This window comes from Corynebacterium kalidii (assembly GCF_022869005.1).
Lineage (GTDB): Bacteria > Actinomycetota > Actinomycetes > Mycobacteriales > Mycobacteriaceae > Corynebacterium > Corynebacterium kalidii.
Map to the genome: position 1 here is coordinate 63,820 of NZ_JALIEA010000011.1, position 26,170 is coordinate 89,989.

Sequence of the window (26,170 nt, forward strand, 5' to 3'; positions counted from 1 at the left end):
GGGACAGTTGGACAAGCGACCTTCAAGGAGTGGCAGATGAGTGGACGGACGAACAGCTCGGCGGCGATGGACCGGGCCCGGGAAGTCACGCCCGGTGGTGTGAACTCCCCGGTGCGGGCCTTCGGCTCGGTCGGCGGCACCGCCCCGTTCATCGCCTCGGCGGCCGGGTCCCGGCTCACCGACATCGACGGCAACGACTACGTCGACCTGATCTGCTCCTGGGGTCCGATGCTCCACGGCAACGCCCACCCGGCCGTCGTCGAGGCGGTCCGCGAGGCCGCGGGACGGGGACTGTCCTTCGGCGCGCCGACCCTCGCCGAGACGGAGCTGGCGCAGGAGATCATCGACCGCACCAGTGTGGAGCGGGTGCGGCTGGTCAACTCCGGTACCGAGGCCACGATGTCGGCGGTGCGGCTGGCCCGCGGGTTCACCGGCCGCGACAAGATCCTGAAGTTCAACGGGTGCTACCACGGCCACGTGGACTCCCTGCTGGTCGCCGCCGGCTCCGGCGTGGCCACCCTGGGTCTGCCGGACTCCCCGGGGATCACGGCCTCGGCCGCCGCGGAGACGATCGTGGTGGACTACAACGACCTCGACGCCGTCCGGGCCGCCTTCGCCGCGAACCCCGGCCAGATCGCCGCGGTCATCACCGAGGCCAGCGCAGGCAACATGGGCACGGTGCACCCGCAGGACGGCTTCAACGCCGCGTTGAAGGAGATCGCCCACGCCGACGGCGCGCTGCTGATCCTCGACGAGGTCATGACCGGTTTCCGTACGTCGCGCTCCGGCTGGTTCGGGGTGGACGGTGTGGCCGGTGACCTGACCACCTTCGGCAAGGTCGTGTCCGGCGGGATGCCGGCCGCGGCGTTCGGCGGACGTGCCGAGATCATGGACATGCTGGCGCCGGAAGGGCCGGTGTACCAGGCGGGCACGCTGTCGGGGAACCCGGTGGCGACGGCGTCGGGCCTGGCGTCGCTGCGGTTGGCCGACGAGTCGACCTACACGACGTTGCAGGCCAACGCCGACAGGCTGTCCGGGCTGATCAGCGAGGCGCTCTCGCGCGAGGGGGTGGTGCACCACATGCAGCGGGCCACGACGATGCTGTCGATCCGCTTCGCCGAGGGGCAGGGCCATAACTTCGCCGAGATGCAGGCGGCGGACACCTTCCGCTACGCGCCGTTCTTCCACGCCCTGCTGGACGGTGGGGTCTTCGCCCCGCCGAGCGTCTTCGAGACCTGGTTCGTGTCCACGGCGCTGACCGACGCGGACTTCGAGCGCATCGAGGCGGCGCTGGTGCCGGCGGCGAAGGCCGCGGCGGCCGCGACACCCCGGTAGTTCCCTGCGCCGGTAGCCGGACCTGCCGTGTCAGGCCAGGGCGTCCCGGATCATCGGGATGTAGCGCTCCAGGGTCCACGGCACGGTGAGGGGGTTGATCATCGAGGACGCGGTCACGAACGACTGGTCGGTGGGGGCGACTTCGGCACCCTCCCGGATCGCGCTGATGCCGCCGTACACGGGGAGGGCGTGCATCTCGCGGCGGTTGGTCTCGTCGGAGTAGAAGGTGAAGATCACGTCGACGTCGTCGAGCCGGTCGGCGTCCTCGATACTGAACTGGGCGGAGTCGGTGCCCACGACCTCGTCGGCCTTCAGCTCCTCGACCACCGGTGCCACCTGGAAGCCCAGGTTGGCGACCATCGCGGCGCGTTGCTCCGTCGGGAGGAACACGCCCATGTCCTGGGCGGGGCCCTGGTTGTAGATGAAGGCGAAGTCGTGGTCGGCGAAGTCGGGGTTGTCCTCCCGGGCGGTGGCGAACTCCCGGTCGATGCCGTCGATGAGTCCGCGGGCCTGGTCAGGCTTCCCGAGCGCGGTGGCGACGGTGGTGATCTGGTCCTTCCAGTCGATCGTCCACGGGTGCTCGGGGTAGGCCACGGTGGGGGCCACGGCGCTGATCTGGTCGTACTGCTCCTGGCTCATCCCGGACCACGGGGCCAGCACGAGGTCGGGGTCCAGGGCGGCGATCTCCTCGGCGCTGACCTCCTCACCACCGGTGATGAGTTCGGGGAGCTCGTCGCCGCGCTCCTCCACGGCCTCGCGGATCCAGGGAAGTTGGCCGGAGTCGTCGGCGCCCCAGTCGTAGCGTTCGGTCGCCACCGGGGTCACGCCCAGGGCGATGGCCGTCTCCGCGGAGCCCTGCCCGAGGGTGACCACGCGTTCGGGGGCGGAGGTGATCGACGCCTCACCGAGGGCGTGGCTGATGGTGACCGGCTCGAAGCCGGAGCCGCCCGGACCACCGGACCCGTTCTGGTCGGCGGCGTCACCGTCGCCGGGGGTCGAGGAGCAGGCGACGAGCAGGACGGTGGTCAGGCAGGACGCCAGGACAGCGCCGACGGTACGCCCCGTGGGGCGTCGGAGGGAGAGGTTCATGAGGGTAGGCTAGCATATCCTCCGGGGGTGACCGTCGTTCACCCTGGGCTCCGGCAGAAGGTCGTCACTTATGAGCTGAGCACCATCCCAGGTAGTGTCAGGCACCATGACAACGATCGTCCACCTCGTCCGCCACGGGGAGGTCCACAACCCCGGGCGCATTCTCTACGGTCGACTGCCCGACTGGCACCTCAGCGTCCGTGGCCGTCAGATGGCCGCGGCCGTGGCCGCCGACCTGTCCGATCACAACGTCACCTACGTCGTGTCCTCGCCGCTGGAGCGGGCCCGGGAAACCGTGGCGCCGCTGGCGGAGAGCCTCGGTGTGGTCCCGGGGGTGGATGAGGACCTGCTCGAGGCCGGTAACGACCTGGAGGGCCTGCACATCAAGGGCGTCCGGTCGGCACTGTGGAACCCGAAGCGGTGGCCGCTGCTGACGAACCCCACCGTCCCGAGCTGGGGGGAGCCCTACTCGGAGATCCTCGACCGCATGTGGCGGGCCGTCGACCGTGCCCGCCGTGCCGCCGAGGGCGCCGAGGCCGTGTGCGTGACCCATCAGCTGCCCATCGTCTGTGTCCAGCGGGACGCGCAGGGGCTGCCGCTGTACCACAACCCGGCGGCCCGCCGGTGTGAACTCGCCTCGGTGACCTCCCTGGTCTTCGAGGGGGACGACCTGGTCGACATGGTCTACTCGGAGCCCGCACAGGAGATCTGATTCGGTGATGAACGTGAGACAGCAGGGACGACAGGCGGCGGCAGCCGTCCTCACCGCGTCGCTGGCCCTGGGCCTGGCGGCGTGCGGGGAGAACAACACCGCCGGGACCGACGCCGTGGCCCAGGGCGGCACCTTCGAGTTCGTCTCCCCGGGTGGTCAGACGGAGATCACCTACGACGAGGCTGACCGTGAACCCGTGGGTGACCTGCAGGGTGAATCCCTGATGGAGCCGGGGGAGACCGTCGGTCTCGAGGACTTCACGGACCAGGTCGTGGTCCTGAACTCCTGGGGCCAGTGGTGCGGCCCGTGCCGTAGCGAGGCCGACGACCTGCAGCGGGTCCAGCAGAACTTCGAGGACCACGGCAGCGGGACGATCCTCGGCATCAACGTGCGTGACTCGGTGGCGGACAAGGCCCGCGACTTCGTCACGGACAACGGGATCACCTACCCGTCGATCTACGACCCGCCGTTCAAGTCCGCCCTCGCGCTGGGAGGCCTGCCGGCGTCGGTGATCCCCACCACGATCGTGCTGGACCGGCAGCACCGTCCCGCGAAGGTCTTCCTGCGCGAGGTCAACGACGACGAGCTGTGGGCGGCCGTCGAGCCGTTGCTCGACGATGAGTGAGTTCGGCGCCGCGTTCGCCGACGCGGTCACCACCGGCCCGCTCCTGCTGGCGCTGCTGGCTGCGGCGGCCGCCGGGCTGGTCTCCTTCGCCTCGCCGTGCGTGATCCCGCTGGTGCCGGGTTACGTCTCCTACCTCGCCGGTGTCGTCGGCGCGGACACCGAGTTCACCCGGGAGGGCACGGTGGTCACGGCCCGCCGGGGCCGGGCCGGTGGTGCGGCCCTGTTGTTCGTCGCCGGTTTCACCGTGGTCTTCGTGCTCGCCTCGACGACGGTCTTCGGGGCCGTCAGCGTGCTGCAGCTGAACCAGGAGACGCTGATGCGCGTCGGCGGTGTGGTGACGATCGTCATGGGCATCGTCTTCATGGGGTTCATCCGGCCCCTGCAGAACGACACACGTATGGCCCCGAAGCGCTGGTCCACCCTGGCCGGGGCGCCGCTGCTCGGCGGGGTGTTTGCGCTGGGGTGGACGCCCTGCCTGGGGCCGACGCTCGCCGCGATCATCTCCGTCTCCGCCGGGACGGAGGGCATGACCGCGGCGCGCGGTGTCGTCCTCATCATTTCCTACTGCCTGGGGCTGGGACTACCGTTCATCCTTGTCGCCCTGGGTTCCGCGAGGGCGCTGCGCGGTGTCGGCTGGCTGCGGAAGCACTCCCGCACCATCCAGCTCGTCGGCGGTGCCCTGTTGGTCCTCGTCGGCATCCTGCTGGTCTCCGGCCAGTGGGCCCTGTTCGTCGACTGGATCCGGCAGGCCGTGGTGTCCGACACCACGCTGCCGATCTAGTCGTCGACAGGTATCAACCGAAGTCCTCTCCCGAAAGGTCCCCATGATCCGCTGGTTCCTGCGTCTACCGAAACGGGCCTGGCAGTGGCTGACCCGTATGCGGACGGCACTGGTCCTGCTGTTCCTCCTCGCCCTCGGGGCGGTGCCCGGCGCCCTGCTGCCGCAGCGGTCGCTGAACGCCGGCAACGTCACGGAGTTCATCGAGAACAACGGCCGGATCGGTGAGATCTACGACAAGCTCGGATTGTTCGACGTCTTCAGCTCCCCGTGGTTCGCCGCGATCTACGTCCTGCTGTTCCTCTCGCTGATCGGCTGCATCCTGCCGCGCAGCTGGGACCACTACAAGGCGCTGCGGACCCGTCCGCCGGCAGCCCCGAAGCGGCTCACCCGGATGCCGAATTTCGTGGAGGGCACCGTCGACGCGCCCACTGCGCAGGTGCAGGACCAGGTCAGCCGGCGCTTCCGTAAATGGCGCGGCGGGGCGACGGAGGCCGCCGACGACCGTGCCGGCAAGTGGTCCTACGCCGCCGAGCGCGGCTACCTGCGTGAGGCGTCCAACCTGGTGTTCCACCTCTCCCTGGTCGGTATCCTCGCCGCGGTGATGGCCGGACGCCTGGTGTACTACGAAGGCCAGGTCATCGTCGTCGCCGGGACGGACTCCGCGAGCTCGCAGTTCTGCAACTCCGCGGTGGCCAACTTCGACTCGATGCGCAACGGCCCCCTCTTCGACGGCACCACCCTGACCCCGTTCTGCGTGAACGTGAAGAACTTCAAGGCGGACTACCTCTCGTCCGGGCAGGCGACCCACTTCTCCTCGGACATCGACTACGCCGAGGGCAGTGACGCGATGCTGCCGACCGAGGAGTGGGACAAGACCCAGCTGCGCGTCAACCACCCGCTCAACGTCGACGGCGACCTGGTGTACCTGCAGGGGCACGGCTACGCGCCGACGTTCACGGTGACCTGGCCTAACGGCGAGAAGCGCACCGAGACCATCCAGTTCCGTCCGGACGACCTGACCTACTTCCTGTCGTCCGGCGCGATCAAGATGGACCCGCCGGCCGGGATGTACGAGGACCTCTACGACCGCCGGCAGAACCAGCTGGCGATCCAGGGGCTCTTCGCGCCCACCGCCGAGTTCTCCGGGGAGAACAACGCCCTGCTGACCTCCAGCTTCCCGGCGATGAACGACCCGGCCGTGGCCATCGACATCTACCGTGGCGACACCGGGCTCGACGCCGGCACCGGCCAGGACATCTTCTCCCTCGACTCGACCCAGCTGCACAGCGGGGCCTTGCAGAAACTCGACCGGGTCAACCTCATGGAGGGGGAGTCAGTGACCCTCGACGACGGTACGGAGATCTCCTTCGACGGTGCCGAGGAGTTCGTGAACCTGCAGGTCAGCCGGGATCCGACGACGCCGTTCGTCCTCGGTTTCGCGCTGCTGATGCTGGTCAGCCTCGTCGGCTCGCTGACGATCAAGCGCCGCCGCTTCTGGGTGCGTGTCACCGACAACGGTGACGGCACCACGCACCTGCAGATCGCGGGCCTGGCGCGTACCGACTCGGCGGGCTGGGGACGTGAGTTCAACCGCGTCGCCGAGGAGCTGCTCCACCTCGACGAGGAGGAACTCGACGAGGAGTTCGACCAGACCGACAGTGAGTGGGAGGACTGGGAGGACGAGCTCGACCGTGAGCTCCGGCGTGAGGTCGACGCCGGGGAGCTCTCCGGGCGCCCCGACCTGAAGGACGGTCCGTCAGAAGACCGTCCTGAGGAACGCTAAACACCTGCTCACTTTTGGTTTCGGCACCCGGTGCCCAGTAATCTGGGCCGTATCACGGCCCAGTCATCATCGACGGAGGAACTGACGGATGGACATCCACGACCTCAATGAAGGGCTGGCGGACTTCTCCGACCTGGCCTACACCACCACGGTGGCGTTGTACCTGCTCGGACTCGCTGTCTCCCTCGTGTTCTACGGGATGTACCGGTCGGCCACGGAGACCCGTCGGGAACGCGCCCGCATCCTGGGCGAGAGCAAGGCCGGGCGGGACCGGGAGAAGGTCGCCGTCGGTGCAGGCGCCGCCGGTGCGTCCGGCACCGTGGACAAGGACGCCGCCGACGGCGGCAGCCACGACGTCTCCGGTATCGCCACCGGTTCCCTCAGCGAGGACGAACTGCCTGAACGGTTCCAGGTCGAGACCATCCGCAACCGCTTCCGCCGCACCGACCGGTGGGGCGGCATGGCCCAGGCCGTGATCTGGCTGGGTGTGGCCATGCACGTGCTGTTCGTGGTGGTCCGTGGGCTGGCGGCGAACCGTTTCCCGTGGGGCAACCTCTTCGAGTACGTCTCGGTCGTCTCGGCGGTGTCCATGGTCATCGCTTGCTACGTCCTGCGACGCAAGGCGATGCGGGTGCTGTGGCCCTGGATCCTCACACCCATCGTCCTGCTGCTGTTCTACGCGGGTACCGAGCTCTACGCCGACGTCGCCCCGGTGGTCCCGTCGCTGAACTCCTACTGGTTCGTCATCCACGTGTCCGTGGTATCCATCGGCGGCGGTATCGGCCTGGTCTCGGGTATGGCCTCCCTGCTCTACATCCTGCGACGGGCCCAGCCGCGTGGCGAGGAGAAGGGTTTCTTCGGGGTGCTGGCCACCCCGCTGCCGGACGCCTCCAAGCTGGACGCCCTGGCCTACCGGGCCGCGATCTGGACCCTGCCGGTCTTCGGTCTCGGCGTGATCTTCGGTGCGATCTGGGCCCACGCCGCCTGGGGCCGTTTCTGGGGCTGGGACCCCAAGGAGACGGTCTCGCTGATCACCTGGATCCTCTACGCCGCCTACCTGCACGCCCGGGCGACCCCGGGGATGCGCGGCAAGCCGGCGGCGTGGATCAACGTCGTCGCCTTCGCGACGATGATCTTCAACCTCTTCTTCATCAACATCGTCATCTCGGGCCTGCACTCCTACGCCGGGCTGAACTGACATGGCGCAGCACCCCGACCGCCGGATCACCCACCTGCTGGTGACCGGCGGTGCCGGTTTCATCGGCGCCAACTTCGTCCACCGCACCCTCCTCACCCGGCCGGACGTGGGGGTCACGGTGCTGGACGCCATGACCTACGCGGCGAACCCGGCGAACCTCGCCGGGGTCACCGGGCCAGGCCGGGTGACCCTGACCGAGGGCGATGTCTGCGACGCCGCCCTCGTCGACCGGCTCGTCGCGCAGCTCCGTCGGGACGCCGACGCCGTCGGCGGTACCGCGGCGGTGGTGCACTTCGCCGCGGAGAGCCACAACGACAACGCCCTACGGGACCCGCTGCGGTTCGTCCGCACCAACACCGAGGGCACCGGCGTGCTCGCCGACGCCTGTGTGCGCCACGGGGTGCACCTGCACCACGTCTCCACCGACGAGGTCTTCGGTGACCTGCCGTTGGACGGTACCGGCCGCTTCACCGTGGACACCCCGTACGCGCCGTCGTCGGTGTACTCGGCGTCGAAGGCCGCCGCCGACCACCTGGTGCGCGCGTTCGTGCGCAGTCACGGTCTCAGCGCCACGATCTCCAACTGCTCCAACAACTACGGGCCGCGGCAGCACCCGGAGAAGTTCCTGCCGCGCCAGATCACCGGCCTGATCGAGGGCGAGACCCCGCGGCTCTACGGCGCCGGCGACAACGTCCGCGACTGGATCCACGTCGACGACCACAACGACGCGGTGTGGACCATCCTGGAGCGTGGAGAGTCCGGGGGGACCTACCTGATCGGGGCGGACGGCGAGCGGACGAACCGGCAGTGCGTGGAGGCGCTGCTGGACCTGTTCGGCCGCGACGCCGGTGACGTCGTCCACGTGACCGACCGGCCGGGACACGACCGCCGCTACGCCATCGACCCCTCGTCGACACAGGCGTTGGGGTGGACACCACGGTTCACGGACTTCACCGCGGGGCTGGCGGACACCGTGCAGTGGTACCGGGACAACCAGTCGTGGTGGGAGGTCAGCCGGAAGGACGCCGAGGAGACCTACCGGGACACCGAACAGGTGATCTGACCACGCCGGCGCGGCATACCGGGTAGCCTCCTTCCCATGACTGACGTTAAGAAGTGGAAGCTTGCGCTTATTGCCGGCCTAGCTGTTCCTGCTCTCGCACTGACCGCATGCTCGTCCGACGACGGTGACTCCGGGGCGGGCCCGGACACCTCGTCGGACTCGGCGTCGGACTCCTCGACGGAGGACACCGACTCCGGTGCCACCTCGGACATCACCTTCGACGGAGCGCCGGACGGCTTCGAGCTGACCAGCCCCGGAAGCAGGCTGTCCCTGGACGACACCGGCCACGTGGTGACCAGGCACCGGGAAGGGCCGACGATGTTCTGGGCCATCACCCCGGGCGAGATGCGGGACCTGCCCGCCGACGCCGCCGAGCTCCAGGACGGCAACGACGACGTCGACCACTTCGTGTGCCTGGACTACGACATCACCTACCTGGGGGAGGGCTCGGACGGCACGAACCCGGAGGACGCGTCGGTCGTCTCCACGCCGCGGCTGAGTGCCGTCGGTGAAGACGGCTACGGTGCCAACTCGATCTTCATGGACATGGGGAACACCTGTGGAATCCACGAGGCCGACGAGCTGCCCTCCACCTCGGAGTCCCTGACGGTCGACAAGACCTACAAGGCCTCGATCCTCAGTTTCGTCGCCAAGGACGAGAACGCCGGTGTGGACCCCACCGGCCTGCGGTTCGGATTCCAGACGGACATCCCGGGCCTGGACGGTGCCGAGGACATCTACTGGAACTGAAGCCTGGGTGGGTTCCTGTGACCGTCGACGCGGCGCGACGCTAGGCTTCGGGGCATGACTGTGTCGAAGGAGCCGGTGATGCTGAAGAAGTCGCACACGTGGAAGCTGGCCGCGCTCACTGCGGTGACCCTGCCTGCGTTCACCCTCGTCGCCTGTACCACGACCGGTGAGGAGGGCGCCTCCGGGGCGTCGGAGGTCTCCGGTACCGAAGTGCAGGGCGAGTCACCGGAGGCCCCGGCTTTCGCGGGGGAGCGGTTGCCGTCCAGCATCGTGGACGGTGCGCCCAAGGGCGTGGACGTGACGGAGCCGGGGCGCGAGCTGTCCTTCGGCGACGCCGGGTACGTCGTCACGGGTGGGGCCGACGCGCCGCAGTACTGGCGCGTGAAGGTGCAGGAGCCCGAGGAGATCGACGCCGACGACGTCGCGCTGACCGGCGACGACAACGAGGATGTCGGTACCTTCGTGTGCCTGACCTACACCGTCGAACTCCTGCACGCCGAGGCAGCCCCGGAGACGAGTGCTGAGACGAGTGCGGAGACCAGCCCGGAGACCAGCGCTGAGACGACGGAGGCGGAACCGGACACGGACATGGAACCGGAACCGGAGGCGTTCGAGGCGGCGGTGCCGGAGCTCGACCCGGTGGACGACAAGGCACGGGAGGCCAACCGGGTGCTCTACGCCGGCGAGGCGGAGTGCGGGGTCGACGAGGAGGACGCCCTCCCCTCCGATCTCGCCGACGTGGAGCCGGACACCACCTACACGCGCGCCGTGCTCAGCTACACCGACAAGGACCCGCGCCGGGGGATCACCCCCACCGGGCTGGCCTTCACCTACGACCTCGACGGCGCATCCGGGACAGCGGACGCGACGGACACATCCACCTCGACGGAACCACCCGAGCCGACCGACGAGCCGGAGGAGACCCCGGATAACGACGTGGTCCTGTGGAACTGACCCCGGCGGGGCACGCTCACGCCAGGAACCGCGGGCGGGCCTTCTTGAGCAGGGCGAGGCCCTTGCGCAGCTGACGCGGCCCGGTCTGGGCCGCGATCTCCGGGTTGGCGGTGAAGGCCTCGTCCGAACGGACCTCGGGGGCGTTGGACGGGTCGGCCCGCAGCATGGAGTTCGGCAGGGAGAGCTTCAGCAGGGTGCGCTGCACCTGCAGCAGCTGCTTGGGGAAGCTGTCGGTGTTGTAGGGCAGGCCGTACTCCTCGGCGATCGCCTCGACCTCCCGGCTGATCTCCGCCAGGTGGTTCGACGGCATGTCGGGGAACAGGTGGTGCTCGATCTGGTAGTTCAGGTTGCCGGACAGCACCGACAGGACGGGCCCGCCACGGAAGTTCGCCGAGCCGAGCATCTGGCGCAGGTACCACTCGTCCTGCGTCTCCTCGGCGAGGGTCCGTCGGGTGAAGGTCTCGACGTCGTCGGGGAAGTGCCCGCAGAAGATCACGGCGTAGGCCCACACGTTGCGCATCAGGTTGGCCATCAGTGCGGTCTTCAGCGCGGCCCCTGCCCGGCGGCGTGCACCGGCGGCCCGGGAGAGCTTCCGGCCGTCGAGGGTGCCGGGGAACAGGAAGCCGGTGGCCGCGGCGACGGCGGGGAAGCCGATGTAGTCCTTGCCGAACTGGCGTCCGGTCTTGCGGAGGGCGGCGATCAGGCGCGGGCGGGTCTCCTCCCAGCTCTGGCGGCCGGTGAAGTAGCGGCCGAGCTCCACGTCGTAGAACCCGACGGCGAGCTCGAAGAGGCTGGCCAGCACCACGTTGACCAGCGGCTGCATCAGAGCCTGCGGGGTCCACGCCCGGTCGCGGGTGACGCGCAGGATGCCGTACCCCACGTCATTGTCCATGCCGATGATGTTGGTGTAGGTGTGGTGCACCACGTTGTGGGAGTGCTTCCACCCGGACGACGGGCCGGTGTTGTCCCACTCCCAGGTGGAGGAGTGGATCTCCGGGTCGTTCATCCAGTCCCACTGGCCGTGCATCACGTTGTGGCCGATCTCGAGGTTCTCGAGGATCTTCGCCAGGCCCAGCATCATGCCGGCCGGGACCGCCACGGTGGAGGACGTCGCGGTGGCGATGCGGGCGATGAGGTCGAGGACGCGCTGGGTGCGGATGAGGGTCTTGATGTAGTCGGCGTCGGTGGCACCGAGGGATTCGCGGTGCGCCTTCTCGATCGCCGACAGCCGTCGTCCGATGTCACGGACGTCGTCGTCCGACAGGTGGGCGTAGGCCGTGATGTCCTGTACTGCCATGGGGGTGTCGCTCCTGGGGGGGTGGGTGGGACGGTCAGTTGCTGGCGAGGTGGACGTACCCGGACGGGACGCTGCAGCAGGTGCGGATCTGTTCACCGGGGCCGTAGGTGGTGCCGTCCCGCAGGTCCACGGCGGTGCCGTCGGTGATCGGGGTGACGCAGGTCCGGCAGATCCCCATCCGGCAGCCGTGCACGAGGTCGACACCGCAGCTCTCCGCGGCGTCGAGGATCGTCGTCGAACCGGTGGACGTGGTGACCACGCCGCTGTCGCCGAACTCGATCTCCCCGCCGAGGTCCGCCGGGTCCGGCGAGGCCCCCGCGTTCCCGGACGCCGCGCCCTGGGCGTGGAATGTCTCGGTGTGGATGTCGGGGATGGTCTCGGCGAGGGCCTCCAGCAGGGGGCCGGGACCGCAGGCGAAGACCACGCGGTCCTCCCAGTCGGGGACGGCGGTGGTCACGTCCTCCACGGTCAGGCGTCCGTCCTGCGAGGAGTTCCACGTGGTCAGCCGGTAGGACGGTGCCGTGGTACCGAGCTGCTCGAGCTCGTCGGCGAAGGGGCCGGGGGGACGGGGGCCACGCTCGCTGTGGATGTGGACGACGTCGGGCCAGGTCTCCGGGGTGTTCTCCTCGCGGAGCCAGCGCAGCATCGACATCACCGGGGTGATGCCCGCGCCGGCGGTGATGAACAGCAGTCGTTCCGGCAGCGGTGACGGCAGGTGGAAGTCGCCGCCCGGTGCGGTCAGCCGGATGATCTGTCCGACGGTGGCGTGCTCGGTGAGGTGGCCGGAGACCTCGCCGCCGGGGACGGGCTTGACGGTCACGGTGAGCGTCCGTGAGCGGCCGTGGCCGGAGCGTAGCGGGGCGTTCGTCAGGGAGTAGCAGCGCCAGCGCCACCGGCCGTCGATCTCCAGGCCGAGACCGATGAACTGGCCGGCGTGGAAGACGCGGGAGATGCCGGGACCGGGGGAGACGGTGAGGGTGGTGTAGCCGCCTTGGCGGGAAACCGCCGTGATGCGCCCCCGGACCTCGCGGCCACGCAGCGGGTCGAAGATGCCGGCGTAGTCGGTGGGGGTCAGGGGAGTGGTCAGCTTCCTGAGGGCAGGCGTGAGCGGCCTGGTGGCGCGTGCGGCGACCTTTCTGACGTTACCGACCTTCCCGAGGCGAACTTTGTTCATCGGAACCACAGTACAGACAGAAAGATATCTGTTTCAAGATAAGGTGCCTGGGAACTTGCTGGTGATTGCACGTACGCGCACACCGACACGCCTGCCGTGACGGTGTGACGTTAGGGTGGTGGCATGAACGAGATCACCGACCTGGAGATTCCGGGCGCCTGGGTCGCCGAACCCCGCGTCTACAGTGACGACCGGGGTACCTTCCACGAATGGTTCCGTGCCGACATCGTCGCCGAGAAGCTCGGACACCCCCTCGACATCCCGCAGGCCAACCTGTCGACGTCCCGGCCCGGGGTGATCCGCGGGATCCACTTCGCCGACGTCCCGCCCGGGCAGGCGAAGTACGTGACCTGCGTGGCCGGACGGGTCGTCGACGTCCTGGTCGACCTGCGCCGCGGGTCACCGACCTTCCTGCAGCACGTCGCCGTGGAACTCTCCGCGGAGAAGCGCAACGGTGTCTACATCCCGGTCGGCGTGGGCCACGCCTTCGGTGTTCCCGCAGGGGCGGGCGAGGCGACGGTGAGCTACCTGGTCTCCGAGGGCTACGACCCCGCCGCCGAGCATGCCGTGACCCCCTTCGACCCGGAGATCGGCGTCGACTGGGCCGCCCACGGCATCACCGCCGCAGACGTCGTCCTCTCCGACAAGGACCGCCGGGCCCCGACGGTGGCCGACATCGGGAGCGACGGACCGGCTCTGCCGTCCTGGAACGAGTGCCGCGGCTGGGAGAAGGAACTGCGGCTGGCCTGGGAGCAGGCGCAGGACGACGCGGAGAACTGGGAGGGCGAGTGATGCGTGGCATCATCCTGGCCGGTGGCACCGGTTCCAGGCTGCGCCCCATCACCCTCGGGGTGTCCAAACAGCTTGTCCCGGTCTACGACAAGCCCATGATCTACTACCCGCTGAGCACCCTGATGCTGGCGGGGATCCGCGAGATCCTGGTCATCACCACCCCGGAGGACAACGACCAGTTCCGTCGGCTCCTCGGCGACGGCTCGCAGTTCGGCGTCAGCATCGAGTACGCCGTGCAGGATGCCCCCAACGGGCTGGCCGAGGCCTTCATCCTGGGCGCGGACTTCATCGGCGACGAACCGGTCGCCCTGGTGCTCGGCGACAACATCTTTTACGGGGCCGGGCTGGGTTCCCAGCTGCGACGCTTCCACGACGTCAAGGGCGGGGCGATCTTCGCCTACTGGGTCGCCGACCCGTCGGCGTACGGCGTCGTGGACTTCGACGGGGAGGGGACGGCGACCTCGCTGGAGGAGAAACCGGACGACCCGACGTCCCACTTCGCCGTCCCCGGCCTGTACTTCTTCGCCCCGGACGTCGTGGACGTCGCCCGGGCCCTGGAGCCGTCGGCCCGGGGGGAGCTGGAGATCACCGACGTCAACCGGGCATACCTGGCGCGCGGCGAGCTCCAGGTCGAGATCCTGCCCCGCGGGACCGCCTGGCTGGACACCGGGACGGTCGACAACCTCATGGCCGCCGGGGACTTCGTGCGCACCATCGAGGAGCGTCAGGGCCTGAAGATCGGGTGCCCGGAGGAGGTCGCCTGGCGCATGGGCTACCTGACGGATGCGCAGCTGGCGGAACGTGCCGCCTCCCACGGGGCGTCGGCGTACGCGACGTACCTGACCACGCTGCTGCGGCGCGGCAAAGACGTCTGAGGACGTCTGGGGGCCGGTCAGCCCTGGGCGCCGCTTTCGCCGTCCTTCTTCTCCTGCGGACCGGTGCCGTCGGACTTCCCGGTGTCGGGTTTCTTCTCCGCGGAGCCGTCCGACGTCGTCCGCTTGCCGGTGCCATCCTTCGCGTCGCCGACCTTCCAGTGTTCGCCGCGCCGGGCACGCTCCACGGCCTCCTGTTCACGGCGCTCGGCCTCGCGTTGGGCCTTGAAGCGTTCCTTCTTGATGTTCCACAGGAAGTCCGGGTCGTCGTCCGGCCCCTTCGTCGCGACCGGCCTGTTCTTCTGGCGGCCCAGCGACGGGAACTGGTTGTCCTTCGGGGTGCGTGACGTGGTGTTCCACGTCTTCGGCCCGAATGCCTTCCACAGCACGATGACCGTGACGATCACGAGCACTACGATCACTAGACGTCCCATTGTTGTCGACCTCCTGTCGGCGTAGGGGTGGTCGGTGTCGGACCGACGTGGCTGGTCTCCATGCTAACCACCGTGCGGCACCGCGTCGATCACCGGGTGTGAATACCGTTCAACGCCGAGAGCGAACACCGGATTCCAGGTTTTTGGGGCCGTACCGCGTGGGGTCGTAGAGTGGGGGCCGTGGACGAGAACAACAGCAGTTCAGAGAGCACGGTCGACCGGGACGGGACCGTCGGCGCCGCCGGGGCCGAGCTGAAGCCGGGCCGGCTTTCCGGGGCCGCGTGGCGTGACATCGCACTCTACGGCCTGGCCCGGGTGCTGGTGTTCGTCGTGCTGACGGTCGTCATCCAGTCGGTCGCCATCCTGATGGGGATGGGGCAGTCGTTCCCGCTGCTGATGAGCGCGTTGCTGGCCCTGATCGTGGCACTGCCGTTGTCGATGCTGCTGTTCAAGAAGCTGCGGCTGCGGGTCAACGAGCAGATCGCGGTGCGCGACGCCGGCCGTCGGGCGCACAAGGAGCAGATGCGGGCCCAACTCGAGGAGCGGCTGGGCTGATCCCCCGGGCCTCACATCGCCGGGGCCGCGCACGGAGCAACCCCGCAGGTCGGTCACACCGACCTGCGGGGTTGCTCCGTCGGCAGCCGCGGGTGGGGCCGGTCACCCCAGCAGCATCGCGATGAACATCGCCGCCGCCCAGACCAGCATCCCGCGTCCGGTCAGCCCCAGCACGGGGATCAGGTCCCTGCCCCCGGCACCCCGCACCACCGGGAGCGCGGCCACGAACAACAGCGGCACGGCGGCCAGGGAGATCAACGCGGCGATACCGGTCGAGGCGACCGCCACGGTCACCACCACCGACACCGCCACCAGTGTCACGTACAGTGCCCTGGTCGGCCGGTCGCCGAGGACCACCGCGAGCGTGGTCTTGCCCGCCTCCCGGTCGGTGGGGATGTCGCGCAGGTTGTTGACCAGGTTCACCGACGCGGACAGGCTGCCCACACCCACGGCCAGCAGCAGCCCCACCCAGCTGACGGTGCCGGACTGGGTGAACTCGGTGCCGGTCACCGCGACGAGGCCGAAGAACACGAACACGGCGACCTCGCCCAGTCCCCGGTAGCCGTAGGGGTTCTTGCCGCCGGTGTAGAACCAGGCGCCGAGAATGCACAGGGCGCCGACGACGACCAGCCACCACGCCGACAGCAGGGACAGCACCACACCGGCCACCCCGGCGACACCGAAGCTCAGGAAGGCGGCGTACTTCACCTTCTCCGGTGCGACGAGGCCGGAGCCGGTGAGCCGCAGGGGACCGGTCCGGTCGTCGTCGGTTCCGCGGATGCCGTCGGAGTAGTCGTTGGCGTAGTTCACACCGATGATCAGCGCCATGGCGACGACCCCGGCGAGGACGGCGCGGACCCAGGACGCCTGGCCGTCGTACACGGCGGCGGCCGTGCCGGCGAGGACCGGGGCGACGGCGTTGGCCCAGGTGTGTGGGCGCGCGCCGGTCAACCAGTCGCTGGGGGTGGCGGTGTTCTCGGACAAGGACGTCTCCTGACGGGGGCCTCGGGGGTTCTCAGTCCTCCAGCCTAGTCCGCAGTTCGTCCCGGACGGCCCGCCGGTCGACCTTCCCCGGCCCGGTCACCGGCAGACGGCGGGTGCCCAGCACACGCCGGGGGACCAGGTGTGACGGCAGGCCGGCGTCCTTCATGGCCGACCGTACCTGCGCCGTCCGTTCCGCCGGAGCCTCCCCGGGGACCTCGACGAGGGCGGTGACCGCTTCGCCCCAGTCCGTGTCCGGCAGTCCGACGACGCAGGCGGTGTACCCGAGCGTCGCCAGGGCGGCCTCGACCTCTTCGGGGAGGACCTTCATCCCGCCGCTGTTGATCGCGCCGTCGGCGCGCCCGCGGACGGTGAGGAGGCCGTCGTCGATACTGCCGAGGTCGCTGGTGCGGAAGGTGCCACGGGCGGGGAAGGCGTCCTCCCCGGCGGCACCGCCGACGTTGCGGTAGCCCTCGGCGACCGTCGGTCCGGACAGCAGGATCCGTCCTGTGGCGTGGTCGACCGCCACCCGCGTACCCGGTAGGGCGCGGCCGTCGTAGACCATGCCCCCGGCGGTCTCCGAGGATCCGTAGGTCAGGACGACGTGGACGCCGTGGTCCCGCGCGGCGTCGACGAGACCGGGGCTCGTCGCCGCCCCGCCGACCAGGACCGCGGCGTACTCGTGCAGCGCCTTCCGGCCCTGTGCGTCGACCATGAGACGCTGCAGCTGGGTCGGTACCAGTGAGGTGTGGAGGTTCTCCGACGGGTGCGCGGCGCGTAGCGTGGCCGTGCCGTGGGTGAACGCCTCCGGGGTGAAACGGCCGCCCGGGAGGACGGTGGGGGAGTGGCCCGCGTAGAGGCTGCGCAGGATGACCTGCAGTCCGGCGATATGGTGCGGCGGCAGGGCCAGGAGCCACGGGCCCGTGGCGGTGCCGAACCGTGCGGCGAGGTAGGCGGCGGTCGCGTCCGCGGAGGCGGTGAGGTTCGACGTCCGCAGACGGGCGCCCTTGGGTGTCCCGGTGGAGCCGGAGGTGCAGGCGATGAGGGTGCCGGGGGCCTCCCCGTCACCGGCGTCGGCGGTGGTGCCGGTGGCCGCCATCTGCGACAGGAGTTCCTGTTCCCGGCCCGGTGCCGTGGGGAGCACGGCGCCGTGTCCGGAGAGGAGGCCCTCCAGCGTAGGGACGGCTGCCGCGATCTTCCGGGGGTCGAGGTCGAGGGGGAGTGCTTCGAGCTTCACCCTGACCACGCTACGCCGGTCCGAGGGGGTGTCAGGCCAGCAGGCCGAAGGTCGCCGCGGTGGTGCAGGCGGCGGTGGACTCCGCCGACGACGGGTACCGGCCGGTCAGGGAGTGGAACGCCGCCCTGACCTCCTGGGGGGTGGCGGGCGTGCGGCCCTGGTCGACCAGGTAGGCCACCACGTCCACCGTGCCGGTGCCGACGCCGAGGTCGGCAGGTGAGAACACCCGCCGGTTGGGGCCGGTGTGTTCCGGGCGTACGACCTTGCGCAGGGTCAGGGTGCCGTGCGGCCGGGCCGTGTTGTGCCTGTCGCGGGTGGCGCGGGCACCGGGGAGGACACCGAGCACGGTGCTGTCGGTGGCGCTGCGGACTCCGGTGCCGGGCCTGCGGTACCAGTCGAAGAGCCGGGCCAGGGGCCGGGTAATGGATGTGGGGTACGACATGGGGGTTCACTTCCTTCAGGCGGGTCGGCGCCGAGACGGCGTACTGGGCTGACCATACGGTCACGATCTCCCACGAATGGTAGGTCCAAACAATGGGAGACGTCAAGCATTATTGACATATGCCCTGCGTGAAGGTTGTTTCCGGCGAGCAGGAATGGGGATATCAGTGGGCGGCGGTGCCGAAGACGTCCCAGCCGAAGGCCGCGTAGATCCGGCCCTGGGTGATCCACAGCAGGCCGAGGAGGACCGCCAAGGCGATCACGGCGAAGATGGCGACGGCGACGGCACGACGCCACGGGGCGGTGGTCGTCGCCGCGCCGGTGGCGGACGCGCCGTCCGACGCTCCGTCCGAGGCAGGCACCCAGAGCCGGATGCCCACACCGAAGAGGATCGGCAGGCCGGCGCCCAGGACGAGGCCCGCCAGGGTGACCTGGAGCAGTGATTCGAGGATGGTCATGGTCAGTTCTCCCTGCTGGTGCCGGTGGTGTGTGCGGCGGAGGTGTCGAGGACGGTGGCCGGGTCACCGCGGCCGAGGCCCGGGTCGTCGGTGGAGTCCGACTCGGTGGCGGGGCCTGCTGCGCCGGCCCCGGCGAGTGCGTGGACGAAGGTGTCGCCGGCGTCGGCGTCGGCGTCGTTTCCGGTGTCGGCCTGGTCTGCCACGCCCCGGGTGTCGGTGTCGGGGGTCAGGCCGTGCTCGTCCCAGTCCTCGTTGACGTTGTCGGCGTGCACCGGCTGCTTACGGGCCTTGTAGACGATCAGGCCGACACCGGTGGCCAGAATCAGGAAGGTGAACAGTGAGCCGACGGCCATCGACGTGGCGTCGGCGACCAGGTTAGAGAGGGTCCAGACCAGCCAGGAGATCGCCGCGGCCAGGGGGAGTGTGGTGACCCAGGCGATGCCCATCCGGCCGGCGACACCCCACCGGACCTTCGCGCCCGGCTTGCCCACGCCCGAACCGAGGATGGAACCGGTGGCCACGTGGGTGGTGGACAGTGCCATGCCCATGTGTGCGGAGGTCAGGATGATCGCGGCGGACGAGGTCTCGGCGGCCATGCCCTGCGGCGAGGTGATCTCCACCAGGCCCTTGCCGAGGGTGCGGATGACCCGCCACCCGCCGGCGTAGGTTCCCGCGGCGATGGCGATCGCGCAGCTCGCGGTCACCCAGAAGGGCATGTCGGCGGCGGCGTCGAGGTTTCCGCTGGCGACGAGGGCCAGGAAGATCACGCCCATCGTCTTCTGCGCGTCCGAGGTGCCGTGGGCGAGGGCCACGAGGGAGGCCGAGCCGATCTGGCCGAGGCGGAACAGGTTGTCGCGCTCGCCCTCGCGGGTCCGCCGGGTCAGCTTGAAGACCCCGGCGGTGCCGATGGCGGCGACCAGTCCGGCGATCACCGGCGCGGCCAGCGCCGGGACGATGATCTTCTGCAGGACGCCGTCCCACACCACGCCGGAGACGCCGAGGGCGGCGATGGCGGCGCCGATCAGGCCGCCGAACAGGGCGTGGGAGGAGCTGGACGGCAGTCCGAAGAGCCAGGTGAAGAGGTTCCACAGGATGCCGCCGACCAGTCCGGCGAAGACGACGAGGAGGAGTTTGTCCGCCTCGGCGACCACGCTGAGGTCGAAGTCCTCGAGGTTGACGATCCCGTTGGCGACCGTCTTGGCGACCTCCACGGAGAGGAACGCGCCGACGAGGTTCAGCAGGCCGGCCAGTGCGACGGCGGTTTTCGGCTTCAGGGCTTTGGTGGCGATGGAGGTGGCCATCGCGTTGGCGGTGTCGTGGAAGCCGTTGGTGAAGTCGAACGCCAGGGCGGTCCCGATCACGAGCAGAAGGATAAGAAGCTCAGTCACACCAAGAAATATCCCGCCTATCGGCGGAAACGTCTACTCCCGGAAAAAATGCGGGGGTGAACAGTGGGGGTATATAGCGTTCACTTAAGTAGTGTCGCCGTCCGGGAAACCGCAGGTCGTCGTCGGTGTCGTCATCGGTGCCGACAACGGACGCGGTAAACAGTGGGTGAATTCAAGGGAAATTCCGGCGTTGTGCTATCGGAATGACCTGCGCGGTATGTACGGGGGCGTGCTGATCGTTGACGCAACCCACCGTCGTCAGGTCGTCCGAGGGTGATTCTCCGCGGATTCCCACGATTCACAGGCTGCGCTCAGTAATAGGGTCAGTAATAGTAGGGGAACCCGTCCCACCGCGGGGCACGCTTCTCCAGGAAGGAGTCCCGTCCCTCCACCGCCTCGTCGGTCATGTACGCCAGCCGGGTGGCCTCACCGGCGAAGACCTGCTGGCCCATCAGGCCGTCGTCGGTCAGGTTGAAGGCGAACTTCAGCATCCGCTGCGCCGTGGGGGACTTGCCGTTGATCGCACGCGCCCACTCGACCGCGGTGTTCTCCAGCTCGGCATGGTCGACGACCTCGTTCACCGCCCCCATCTGCATCATCCGTTCCGCGGTGTACGCCCGGCCCAGGAAGAAGATCTCGCGGGCGTACTTCTGGCCCACCTGCTTGGCCAGGTACGCCGAACCGTAGCCGGCGTCGAAGGACCCCACGTCGGCGTCGGTCTGCTTGAACATGCCGTGCTCCCGGGAGGCGATCGTCAGGTCACACACCACGTGCAGGCTGTGGCCACCGCCGGCGGCCCAACCGTTGACCACGGCGACGACCACCTTCGGCATCGTGCGGATCAGCCGCTGCACCTCGAGGATGTGGAGACGTCCCCCCTCTGCCTTCACCCGCGCCTCGTCGACGGTGTCCGCGGTCGCCGCGGCGACGTCGCCGTCGTGCTCGGTGGCGTACTGGTACCCGGAGCGTCCGCGGATACGCTGGTCGCCACCCGAGCAGAACGCCCACCCACCGTCCTTCGGACTGGGGCCGTTGCCGGTGAGCAGCACCGTGCCGACGTCGGGGGAGCGGCGGGCGTGGTCGAGCGCGCGGTAGAGCTCGTCGACGGTGTGCGGGCGGAACGCGTTGCGCACCTCCGGACGGTCGAAGGCGATACGCACGATGCCGTTCTCACGCCCGGCACCGGTATGCCGGTGGTAGGTGATGTCGTCGAAGTCGAAGCCGGGGACCTCGCGCCACTGGGAAGGGTCAAAAGGGTTGTCTGTCATGTCACCATCGTAGGGTGTGTGCCATGGACACTCCCGCGCTTCCGGCACTATCCGAGATCACCGACCGCGCCAGGATCGTCACCTGCCCGTTGCGCGTCCCGTTCCGGGGCGTCACCGAACGGGAGCTGATGCTCGTCGAGGCGCCGTCCGGCTGGGTGGAGTGGGCGCCGTTCCTCGAGTACGGCCCCGAGGAGTCCTCCCGGTGGCTGCGCAGCGCCGTGGAACTGGGGTGGGGACGTCCCCCCGCGCCGACCCTGTCGTCGGTCGAGGTCAACGCCACCGTCCCGGCGCTGGACGTCGCCGCGGACCCGGAGGCGGTCCCGCGCCTGCTGGACCGCTACCCGGGCTGCACCACCGTGAAGGTGAAGGTCGCGGAGAAGGGCCAGAGCCTCGACGACGACGTGGCGCGGGTCCGTGCGGTGCGCGACGCCCGGCCCGGCGCCGTGATCCGCGTGGACGCGAACGCGGGCTGGAGCGTGGACGAGGCCTTCGCCGCCGCCCGGGCACTGACCGACCCCTCCCTCGGCGGCGGACCGCTGGACTACGTCGAGCAGCCGTGCGCCACGGTGGCCGAGCTGGCGGAACTGCGCCGCAGGCTCGGCTCGCGGGGGATGATGGTCCGCGTCGCCGCCGATGAACTGATCCGCAAGTCCACCGACCCGATGGCCGTGGTCCAGGCCGGGGCGTGCGACGTGGCGGTGCTCAAGGCCGCGCCACTGGGCGGGGTGTCGCAGGTCCGGGCGATCGCCGAGGAAGTCGGACGGCGCGGCGTGGCGGTGACGGTCTCCTCCGCCCTGGAGTCCGCGGTGGGCATGTACGCGGGCATCCTCGCCGCGGCGTCGCTGCCGGGGTACACCGACGACGACGAGATGGTCGTGGCACCCCAGGCCGCCGGACTGGCCACCGGGTCGTTGTTCGCCGAGGACGTCTGCGCGCCCCGTGAGATCGTGGACGGCCGGCTCGCCGTGGAGCGGTTGACCCCGGACCCGGACCGCCTGGCGGACCTGGAGTCCCCCGCCGCGCGCCGGGACTGGTGGTTCGACCGGCTCGCCGCGGCGTACCGCCACCTGTAGGCCGGGCCGGCGCACCGTCGTCGGATCCGTCGGGTCCTCGGATCCTCGGGAGAAGTCTGTCGCCGTGCAGCGCGGGGCCCGGTACGGGTGCACGGCGACAGACTTTTCCTGTATGAAAGGTCCAATGAGTGACTCCCGCAGCAGCAGCCACGACACCATCCATGTCCGGGGAGCCCGGGCCAACAACCTGAAGAACATCGACGTCGACATCCCCAAGAGACAGCTCACCGTGGTCACCGGGGTCTCCGGCTCAGGGAAGTCCTCGCTCGTCTTCGGCACCGTCGCAGCGGAGTCACGCAGGCTCATCGACGAGACCTACAGCGCGTTCATCCAGGGGTTCATGCCCAGCCTGCCGCGCCCCGACGTGGACGTGCTGGAGAACCTCTCGCCCGCGATCATCATCGACCAGGAGCGGATGGGGGCGAACTCCCGCTCCACCGTGGGCACCGCGACGGACGCCTCGTCCCTGGTGCGCATCCTGTTCAGCCGGCTCTCCGAGCCCCACGTCGGGCCGTCCGGCCACTTCTCCTTCAACCTGCCGGAGGGATGGTGCCCTACCTGCGAAGGCACCGGGGTGGGCGCCACCATTGACCTCTCGGTGTTCCTTGACGAATCGAAGTCGCTGAACGACGGGGCGATCGACGCGCCCGGCTTCGGCGTGGGGGACTGGTACTGGTCGTCCTACGCCAAGTGCGGCCGCCTCGACCCGGACATCCCGATCCGCGACTACACCCCGGAACAGCGGGAGTTCTTCCTGTACGCCCCGTCCCAGAAGATCAAGGTCGCCAAGGAGGACAACAGCGGGTTCTCCTCGCTCAGCTACGACGGGCTGGTCACCCGGATCCGCCGGTTGTGGATCGACCGCGACACCCCGCCGAAGCAGAAGCAGATCGTGAACTTCGTGGAGCGGATCAGCACCACCGGCCCCTGCCCGGACTGCCACGGCACCCGCCTGAAGGAGGCCGCGCGCACCGCCACCGTCGCGGGACGCACCATCGGGGAGTGGAACTCCACACAGGTCACCGAGCTGCGCGACCTCGTCCAGGGGCTCGGGACCGAACAGTCCGTGGGGCCGGTGGTGTCCGGGCTGCTCGGCATGCTCGACAACCTCGTCGACGTGGGCCTGGGCTACCTCAGCCTCGACCGTCCGGCGGGCACGCTGTCCGGTGGTGAGGCGCAGCGGGTGAAGATGATCCGCCACCTCGGGTCCCCCCTGTCGGACGTAACGTACGTCTTCGACGAGCCGACGATCGGCCTGCACCCGCACGACATCGACCGGATGATCGGTCTGCTGCGACGCATCCGCGACAAGGGGAACACCGTGCTCGTCGTCGAGCACAAGCCGGAGGTCATCGAGGCGGCCGACCATGTCGTGGACATCGGGCCGGGCTCCGGCGAGGCCGGTGGCGAGGTCGTCTACTCCGGCCCCTACGACGGCCTGCGCGGGGCGGACACCGTGACCGCCCGGTCGCTGGACCGCGGGGTGTCCCTCCGGGAGTCCGTGCGCACACCCGTCGGGGCCGTGCGGCTGGAGCATGTCAGCGTCAACAACCTGCAGGACGTGTCGGTCGACGTGCCGCTCGGGGTGCTGACCGTGGTCACCGGGGTCGCGGGGTCGGGGAAGTCGTCGCTGATCCACGGCGGCCTGACTGTGCACGACGGTGTGACCGTGGTGGACCAGTCCGGCATCCGGGGCTCACGGCGGTCCACCCCGGCGACCTACACCGGGGTGCTGGACGACGTCCGCAAGCTCTTCGCCCGGGCGAACAAGGCGGCCGGGGCCACCCCGGCACAGTTCAGCCCCAACTCCGAGGGCGCCTGCCCGGTGTGCAACGGGCTGGGGGTCGTGTACACGGACCTGGCGATCATGGCCGGGGTATCGACCCCGTGCGAGGAGTGCGGCGGCCGTCGCTTCCGCGCCGAGGTGCTGGAGTTCACGCTCGGCGGGTGCACGATCAGTGACGTCCTGGACATGACGGTGCGTCGGGCCGCGGACTTCTTCGCCGGGGAGGTTCCGCAGGGTGCGGCCTCGCGCGGGGTCTCCGCGGTGCTGGACCGGTTGACGCAGGTCGGACTGGAGTACCTGCGGCTGGGTCAGCCGTTGAACACCTTGTCCGGTGGTGAGCGCCAGCGGTTGAAGCTCGCGGCGAAGATCGGTGAAGGGCTGAAGGGGACGGTCGGTGCAGGCGGTGCAGGCGGTGCAGGCGTGATCGTGCTCGACGAGCCGACCTCCGGCCTGCACCTGGCGGACACCGGCACCCTGGTGACGATGATGCAGTCCCTGGTGGACGACGGCTACAGCCTCGTGGTCATCGAGCACAACATGGCCGTGATGGCGGCGGCGGACCACATCATCGACGTCGGCCCGGGGGCGGGTCACGAAGGTGGCCGTGTGGTGTTCTCCGGAACCCCCGCGGACCTGGTCGAGGCCGGGACGGTGACCGGACAGCACCTGGCCCGCGCGCTGGGCTGAGGGCGTCCCGCTCCCCAGAGCCAGCCCCCGGAAAGGTCTGGCGCCGTGCATCTCCAGGCCCGGAAACCTGCACGGCGCCAGACTTTTGCCGCGCTTCTCCATACTTTCCTGCGCTTCCCCGCGCCAGCGGCGGCAGGTTATCCACAGATCGCCGTCAGCGCCCCCGTCCGCGCCCCGGATGCGGTGGAATAGACCCCGGGGGACGACAGCCGGCGACACGGAGAGGGGCAGACGATGGCCGAGCACTGGATGGAACAGCTCAGGCAGGCGGAGCGGGAGGGACGTGTCCCGCCAGGCGCCGGGCCGTTGTACACGCGGCGGGTGCTCCCGGCGGTCGAACCGGTGGCGCGGAAGGACCTCATCGACGGCGGCCGCAGCCGTTCGACCGTCCCGGTGCTCTACACCCCGGTGACCCGCAGCCTGATGCTCCCCCGTCCGGTGGCGGAGCTCCCGGAGAAGCACGGCGTCACCGGCCTGGACCACGTGCTGGCGACCGGTCATGGGGACGACCCGGGGGTGTTCAGGCACGACATCGTCAGCCGCGCCCGGGCCCACGCGGCGGAGAACCCGGGCGCGATGGTCGGCGGGTGGGCGGCCCTGGCCATCCACGGCCTGCCGTACTGGGCGGACTCCGCCCCGGTGCTGCTGCATTCCCGTCGTTCGTCACCCTGGGGGTCGGGGACGACCGCCGTCGCGTCGTCGACCCCGGCACGTCCGGTGGTACGGGCGTGGCCGAAGGATGTGGAACCGGTCTTCCCCGACACCGTGGTGCCAGGGCTGGCCGTCGTGCCGGTGACGGTCGCGGCGGCACAGTGTCTGACGTCGGTCCTGCGGCGGCGGCACACCTGGTTCACCGCCGGGGTCGACGGGCTGTCCCTGCAGGAGGTACGGGCCGTGCAGCTCATCGACGCACTCCGGCAGTGCACGGTGCTGGAGATCGGTGAGCTGGTCGAGGGCTGTGCGCGCCGGGTGGACGCGGGTGTCCTCGGCAGACTCGCGGCACTCTCGGACCCGGGTGCGCAGTCGCCGGAGGAGACGATGCTGCGGCTGGTCGTCCGGGACCTGCTTCCCGAGGGGTACCACTGGACGTCGCAGGTGGAGGTGGCGTGGGGGCCGGGTGGAAGGACCGTACGGTGCTGGACCTGGCCTGCCCGGATCTGCGGGTGGGGTTGTACTACGACGGGGGCACGCATGCGGGTGCGGCCCAGAAGACGAAGGACTTCGTGCAGATCCAGGAGCTCAAGGACATCGGGTGGGACGCGGTCCGGGCGGACGCGACGCTGCTGCGCCGTGAACGGCCCCGGTTCATCTCGCAGACGTCCAAGGCGGTGGCGCGCGCCGTCGCCGCCGGACGCTGATCCAGGGAACGGCCCGGAAAAAGTCTGGCGCCGTGCATTTCCAGGCCCGGAAACCTGCACGGTGCCGGACTTTTCCCGA

General features: G+C 69.7%; 26 protein-coding genes. 15 read left to right on the plus strand and 11 right to left on the minus strand.

Annotated elements, in window-relative coordinates:
- Positions 1 to 36: 36 nt before the first annotated feature.
- Positions 37 to 1,335, plus strand: coding sequence for a glutamate-1-semialdehyde 2,1-aminomutase (hemL, locus tag MUN33_RS03380; protein ID WP_244803513.1), 1,299 nt, complete (start codon positions 37 to 39; stop codon positions 1,333 to 1,335).
- Positions 1,336 to 1,365: 30 nt separating this feature from the next.
- Here the strand turns inward: hemL and MUN33_RS03385 are convergent, their stop codons facing one another.
- Entirely contained in the window at positions 1,366 to 2,424 is a 1,059-nt protein-coding gene (locus MUN33_RS03385; RefSeq protein WP_244803514.1) for an iron-siderophore ABC transporter substrate-binding protein, read from the minus strand.
- A 106-nt stretch (positions 2,425 to 2,530) separates the two neighbouring features.
- Here MUN33_RS03385 and MUN33_RS03390 point away from each other — a divergent pair, with 106 nt between their 5' ends.
- The 8 genes from MUN33_RS03390 to MUN33_RS03425 all read left to right on the plus strand — a co-directional run bounded on the left by MUN33_RS03390 (position 2,531) and on the right by MUN33_RS03425 (position 10,290).
- The gene (locus MUN33_RS03390; RefSeq protein WP_244803515.1) at positions 2,531 to 3,136 is read left to right on the plus strand and encodes a histidine phosphatase family protein; all 606 of its coding nucleotides are present in this window, start codon (positions 2,531 to 2,533) and stop codon (positions 3,134 to 3,136) included.
- Positions 3,137 to 3,143: 7 nt separating this feature from the next.
- Positions 3,144 to 3,761 (plus strand): TlpA family protein disulfide reductase, encoded by a 618-nt coding sequence (locus MUN33_RS03395; RefSeq protein ID WP_244803931.1) that lies wholly within the window; start codon positions 3,144 to 3,146, stop codon positions 3,759 to 3,761.
- Positions 3,754 to 4,542, plus strand: a complete 789-nt coding sequence (locus MUN33_RS03400) for a cytochrome c biogenesis CcdA family protein (RefSeq protein WP_244803516.1) — start codon at positions 3,754 to 3,756, stop codon at positions 4,540 to 4,542. The genes MUN33_RS03395 and MUN33_RS03400 overlap by 8 nt, the downstream gene beginning before the upstream one ends.
- 43 nt (positions 4,543 to 4,585) lie before the next feature.
- Positions 4,586 to 6,325, plus strand: coding sequence for a cytochrome c biogenesis protein ResB (locus MUN33_RS03405; protein WP_244803517.1), 1,740 nt, complete (start codon positions 4,586 to 4,588; stop codon positions 6,323 to 6,325).
- A gap of 88 nt (positions 6,326 to 6,413) precedes the next feature.
- Positions 6,414 to 7,523, plus strand: a complete 1,110-nt coding sequence (ccsB, locus tag MUN33_RS03410) for a c-type cytochrome biogenesis protein CcsB (RefSeq protein ID WP_244803518.1) — start codon at positions 6,414 to 6,416, stop codon at positions 7,521 to 7,523.
- A 1-nt stretch (position 7,524) separates the two neighbouring features.
- Positions 7,525 to 8,586 carry a dTDP-glucose 4,6-dehydratase gene (gene rfbB / locus MUN33_RS03415; protein WP_244803519.1) on the plus strand — a complete coding sequence of 354 codons (1,062 nt, stop codon included), beginning with the start codon at positions 7,525 to 7,527 and terminating at the stop codon, positions 8,584 to 8,586.
- 36 nt (positions 8,587 to 8,622) lie between these two features.
- A complete protein-coding gene (locus MUN33_RS03420; RefSeq protein ID WP_244803520.1) occupies positions 8,623 to 9,336 on the plus strand; it encodes a hypothetical protein in 714 nt (237 codons plus the stop codon).
- 54 nt (positions 9,337 to 9,390) lie between these two features.
- Positions 9,391 to 10,290, plus strand: coding sequence for a hypothetical protein (locus MUN33_RS03425; RefSeq protein WP_244803521.1), 900 nt, complete (start codon positions 9,391 to 9,393; stop codon positions 10,288 to 10,290).
- A gap of 16 nt (positions 10,291 to 10,306) precedes the next feature.
- Here the strand turns inward: MUN33_RS03425 and MUN33_RS03430 are convergent, their stop codons facing one another.
- The gene (locus MUN33_RS03430) at positions 10,307 to 11,587 is read right to left on the minus strand and encodes a fatty acid desaturase family protein (protein WP_244803522.1); all 1,281 of its coding nucleotides are present in this window, start codon (positions 11,585 to 11,587) and stop codon (positions 10,307 to 10,309) included.
- A gap of 34 nt (positions 11,588 to 11,621) precedes the next feature.
- On the minus strand, positions 11,622 to 12,761 hold the full coding sequence (locus MUN33_RS03435) for a flavin reductase family protein (RefSeq protein ID WP_244803523.1): 1,140 nt from the start codon (positions 12,759 to 12,761) through the stop codon (positions 11,622 to 11,624).
- 123 nt (positions 12,762 to 12,884) lie between these two features.
- On the opposite strand from MUN33_RS03435, the gene MUN33_RS03440 reads away from it, so the two are divergent.
- Both MUN33_RS03440 and rfbA read left to right on the plus strand, forming a co-directional pair.
- On the plus strand, positions 12,885 to 13,553 hold the full coding sequence (locus tag MUN33_RS03440) for a dTDP-4-dehydrorhamnose 3,5-epimerase family protein (protein WP_244803524.1): 669 nt from the start codon (positions 12,885 to 12,887) through the stop codon (positions 13,551 to 13,553).
- A complete protein-coding gene (gene rfbA / locus MUN33_RS03445) occupies positions 13,553 to 14,428 on the plus strand; it encodes a glucose-1-phosphate thymidylyltransferase RfbA (RefSeq protein ID WP_244803525.1) in 876 nt (291 codons plus the stop codon). Before MUN33_RS03440 ends, rfbA begins: the two co-directional genes overlap by 1 nt.
- Positions 14,429 to 14,445: 17 nt before the next feature.
- On the opposite strand, the gene MUN33_RS03450 is transcribed toward rfbA, so the two are convergent.
- Entirely contained in the window at positions 14,446 to 14,847 is a 402-nt protein-coding gene (locus tag MUN33_RS03450) for a hypothetical protein (protein WP_244803526.1), read from the minus strand.
- Positions 14,848 to 15,039: 192 nt separating this feature from the next.
- Here MUN33_RS03450 and MUN33_RS03455 point away from each other — a divergent pair, with 192 nt between their 5' ends.
- On the plus strand, positions 15,040 to 15,414 hold the full coding sequence (locus MUN33_RS03455) for a DUF4229 domain-containing protein (protein WP_439647826.1): 375 nt from the start codon (positions 15,040 to 15,042) through the stop codon (positions 15,412 to 15,414).
- Between the two features lie 102 nt (positions 15,415 to 15,516).
- On the opposite strand, the gene MUN33_RS03460 is transcribed toward MUN33_RS03455, so the two are convergent.
- The 6 genes from MUN33_RS03460 to MUN33_RS03485 all read right to left on the minus strand — a co-directional run bounded on the left by MUN33_RS03460 (position 15,517) and on the right by MUN33_RS03485 (position 21,187).
- A complete protein-coding gene (locus tag MUN33_RS03460) occupies positions 15,517 to 16,398 on the minus strand; it encodes a 1,4-dihydroxy-2-naphthoate polyprenyltransferase (RefSeq protein WP_244803527.1) in 882 nt (293 codons plus the stop codon).
- Positions 16,399 to 16,429: 31 nt separating this feature from the next.
- Positions 16,430 to 17,632, minus strand: coding sequence for an AMP-binding protein (locus MUN33_RS03465; protein ID WP_244803528.1), 1,203 nt, complete (start codon positions 17,630 to 17,632; stop codon positions 16,430 to 16,432).
- 31 nt (positions 17,633 to 17,663) lie between these two features.
- On the minus strand, positions 17,664 to 18,074 hold the full coding sequence (locus MUN33_RS03470) for a hypothetical protein (RefSeq protein ID WP_244803529.1): 411 nt from the start codon (positions 18,072 to 18,074) through the stop codon (positions 17,664 to 17,666).
- Between the two features lie 163 nt (positions 18,075 to 18,237).
- On the minus strand, positions 18,238 to 18,531 hold the full coding sequence (locus tag MUN33_RS03475; RefSeq protein WP_244803530.1) for a hypothetical protein: 294 nt from the start codon (positions 18,529 to 18,531) through the stop codon (positions 18,238 to 18,240).
- 2 nt (positions 18,532 to 18,533) lie between these two features.
- Positions 18,534 to 19,919, minus strand: coding sequence for an inorganic phosphate transporter (locus MUN33_RS03480; protein WP_244803531.1), 1,386 nt, complete (start codon positions 19,917 to 19,919; stop codon positions 18,534 to 18,536).
- 323 nt (positions 19,920 to 20,242) lie between these two features.
- Positions 20,243 to 21,187 carry a 1,4-dihydroxy-2-naphthoyl-CoA synthase gene (locus MUN33_RS03485; RefSeq protein ID WP_244803532.1) on the minus strand — a complete coding sequence of 315 codons (945 nt, stop codon included), beginning with the start codon at positions 21,185 to 21,187 and terminating at the stop codon, positions 20,243 to 20,245.
- 23 nt (positions 21,188 to 21,210) lie between these two features.
- On the opposite strand from MUN33_RS03485, the gene MUN33_RS03490 reads away from it, so the two are divergent.
- Together MUN33_RS03490 and MUN33_RS03495 are read left to right on the plus strand one after the other, a co-directional pair.
- Positions 21,211 to 22,260, plus strand: coding sequence for an o-succinylbenzoate synthase (locus MUN33_RS03490; RefSeq protein WP_244803533.1), 1,050 nt, complete (start codon positions 21,211 to 21,213; stop codon positions 22,258 to 22,260).
- 124 nt (positions 22,261 to 22,384) lie between these two features.
- Positions 22,385 to 24,733: an ATP-binding cassette domain-containing protein gene (locus MUN33_RS03495; RefSeq protein ID WP_244803534.1), complete on the plus strand. Its 2,349-nt coding sequence runs from the start codon at positions 22,385 to 22,387 to the stop codon at positions 24,731 to 24,733.
- A 497-nt stretch (positions 24,734 to 25,230) separates the two neighbouring features.
- Here MUN33_RS03495 and MUN33_RS03500 read toward each other — a convergent pair whose 3' ends face one another.
- Positions 25,231 to 25,638 (minus strand): hypothetical protein, encoded by a 408-nt coding sequence (locus tag MUN33_RS03500; RefSeq protein WP_244803535.1) that lies wholly within the window; start codon positions 25,636 to 25,638, stop codon positions 25,231 to 25,233.
- 201 nt (positions 25,639 to 25,839) lie between these two features.
- On the opposite strand from MUN33_RS03500, the gene MUN33_RS03505 reads away from it, so the two are divergent.
- Positions 25,840 to 26,091, plus strand: a complete 252-nt coding sequence (locus MUN33_RS03505; protein ID WP_244803536.1) for a putative endonuclease domain-containing protein — start codon at positions 25,840 to 25,842, stop codon at positions 26,089 to 26,091.
- The last annotated feature ends 79 nt before the right edge of the window (positions 26,092 to 26,170 follow it).

Bases quoted from the DNA above. Each gene is read 5' to 3' on its own strand.
- hemL (WP_244803513.1), top strand. From the start codon at position 37: ATGAGTGGACGGACGAACAGCTCGGCGGCGATGGACCGGGCCCGGGAA.
- MUN33_RS03385 (WP_244803514.1), bottom strand. From the start codon at position 2,424: ATGAACCTCTCCCTCCGACGCCCCACGGGGCGTACCGTCGGCGCTGTC.
- MUN33_RS03390 (WP_244803515.1), top strand. From the start codon at position 2,531: ATGACAACGATCGTCCACCTCGTCCGCCACGGGGAGGTCCACAACCCC.
- MUN33_RS03395 (WP_244803931.1), top strand. From the start codon at position 3,144: ATGAACGTGAGACAGCAGGGACGACAGGCGGCGGCAGCCGTCCTCACC.
- MUN33_RS03400 (WP_244803516.1), top strand. From the start codon at position 3,754: ATGAGTGAGTTCGGCGCCGCGTTCGCCGACGCGGTCACCACCGGCCCG.
- MUN33_RS03405 (WP_244803517.1), top strand. From the start codon at position 4,586: ATGATCCGCTGGTTCCTGCGTCTACCGAAACGGGCCTGGCAGTGGCTG.
- ccsB (WP_244803518.1), top strand. From the start codon at position 6,414: ATGGACATCCACGACCTCAATGAAGGGCTGGCGGACTTCTCCGACCTG.
- rfbB (WP_244803519.1), top strand. From the start codon at position 7,525: ATGGCGCAGCACCCCGACCGCCGGATCACCCACCTGCTGGTGACCGGC.
- MUN33_RS03420 (WP_244803520.1), top strand. From the start codon at position 8,623: ATGACTGACGTTAAGAAGTGGAAGCTTGCGCTTATTGCCGGCCTAGCT.
- MUN33_RS03425 (WP_244803521.1), top strand. From the start codon at position 9,391: ATGACTGTGTCGAAGGAGCCGGTGATGCTGAAGAAGTCGCACACGTGG.
- MUN33_RS03430 (WP_244803522.1), bottom strand. From the start codon at position 11,587: ATGGCAGTACAGGACATCACGGCCTACGCCCACCTGTCGGACGACGAC.
- MUN33_RS03435 (WP_244803523.1), bottom strand. From the start codon at position 12,761: ATGAACAAAGTTCGCCTCGGGAAGGTCGGTAACGTCAGAAAGGTCGCC.
- MUN33_RS03440 (WP_244803524.1), top strand. From the start codon at position 12,885: ATGAACGAGATCACCGACCTGGAGATTCCGGGCGCCTGGGTCGCCGAA.
- rfbA (WP_244803525.1), top strand. From the start codon at position 13,553: ATGCGTGGCATCATCCTGGCCGGTGGCACCGGTTCCAGGCTGCGCCCC.
- MUN33_RS03470 (WP_244803529.1), bottom strand. From the start codon at position 18,074: ATGTCGTACCCCACATCCATTACCCGGCCCCTGGCCCGGCTCTTCGAC.
- MUN33_RS03475 (WP_244803530.1), bottom strand. From the start codon at position 18,531: ATGACCATCCTCGAATCACTGCTCCAGGTCACCCTGGCGGGCCTCGTC.
- MUN33_RS03485 (WP_244803532.1), bottom strand. From the start codon at position 21,187: ATGACAGACAACCCTTTTGACCCTTCCCAGTGGCGCGAGGTCCCCGGC.
- MUN33_RS03490 (WP_244803533.1), top strand. From the start codon at position 21,211: ATGGACACTCCCGCGCTTCCGGCACTATCCGAGATCACCGACCGCGCC.
- MUN33_RS03495 (WP_244803534.1), top strand. From the start codon at position 22,385: ATGAGTGACTCCCGCAGCAGCAGCCACGACACCATCCATGTCCGGGGA.
- MUN33_RS03500 (WP_244803535.1), bottom strand. From the start codon at position 25,638: ATGAGCTGCACGGCCCGTACCTCCTGCAGGGACAGCCCGTCGACCCCG.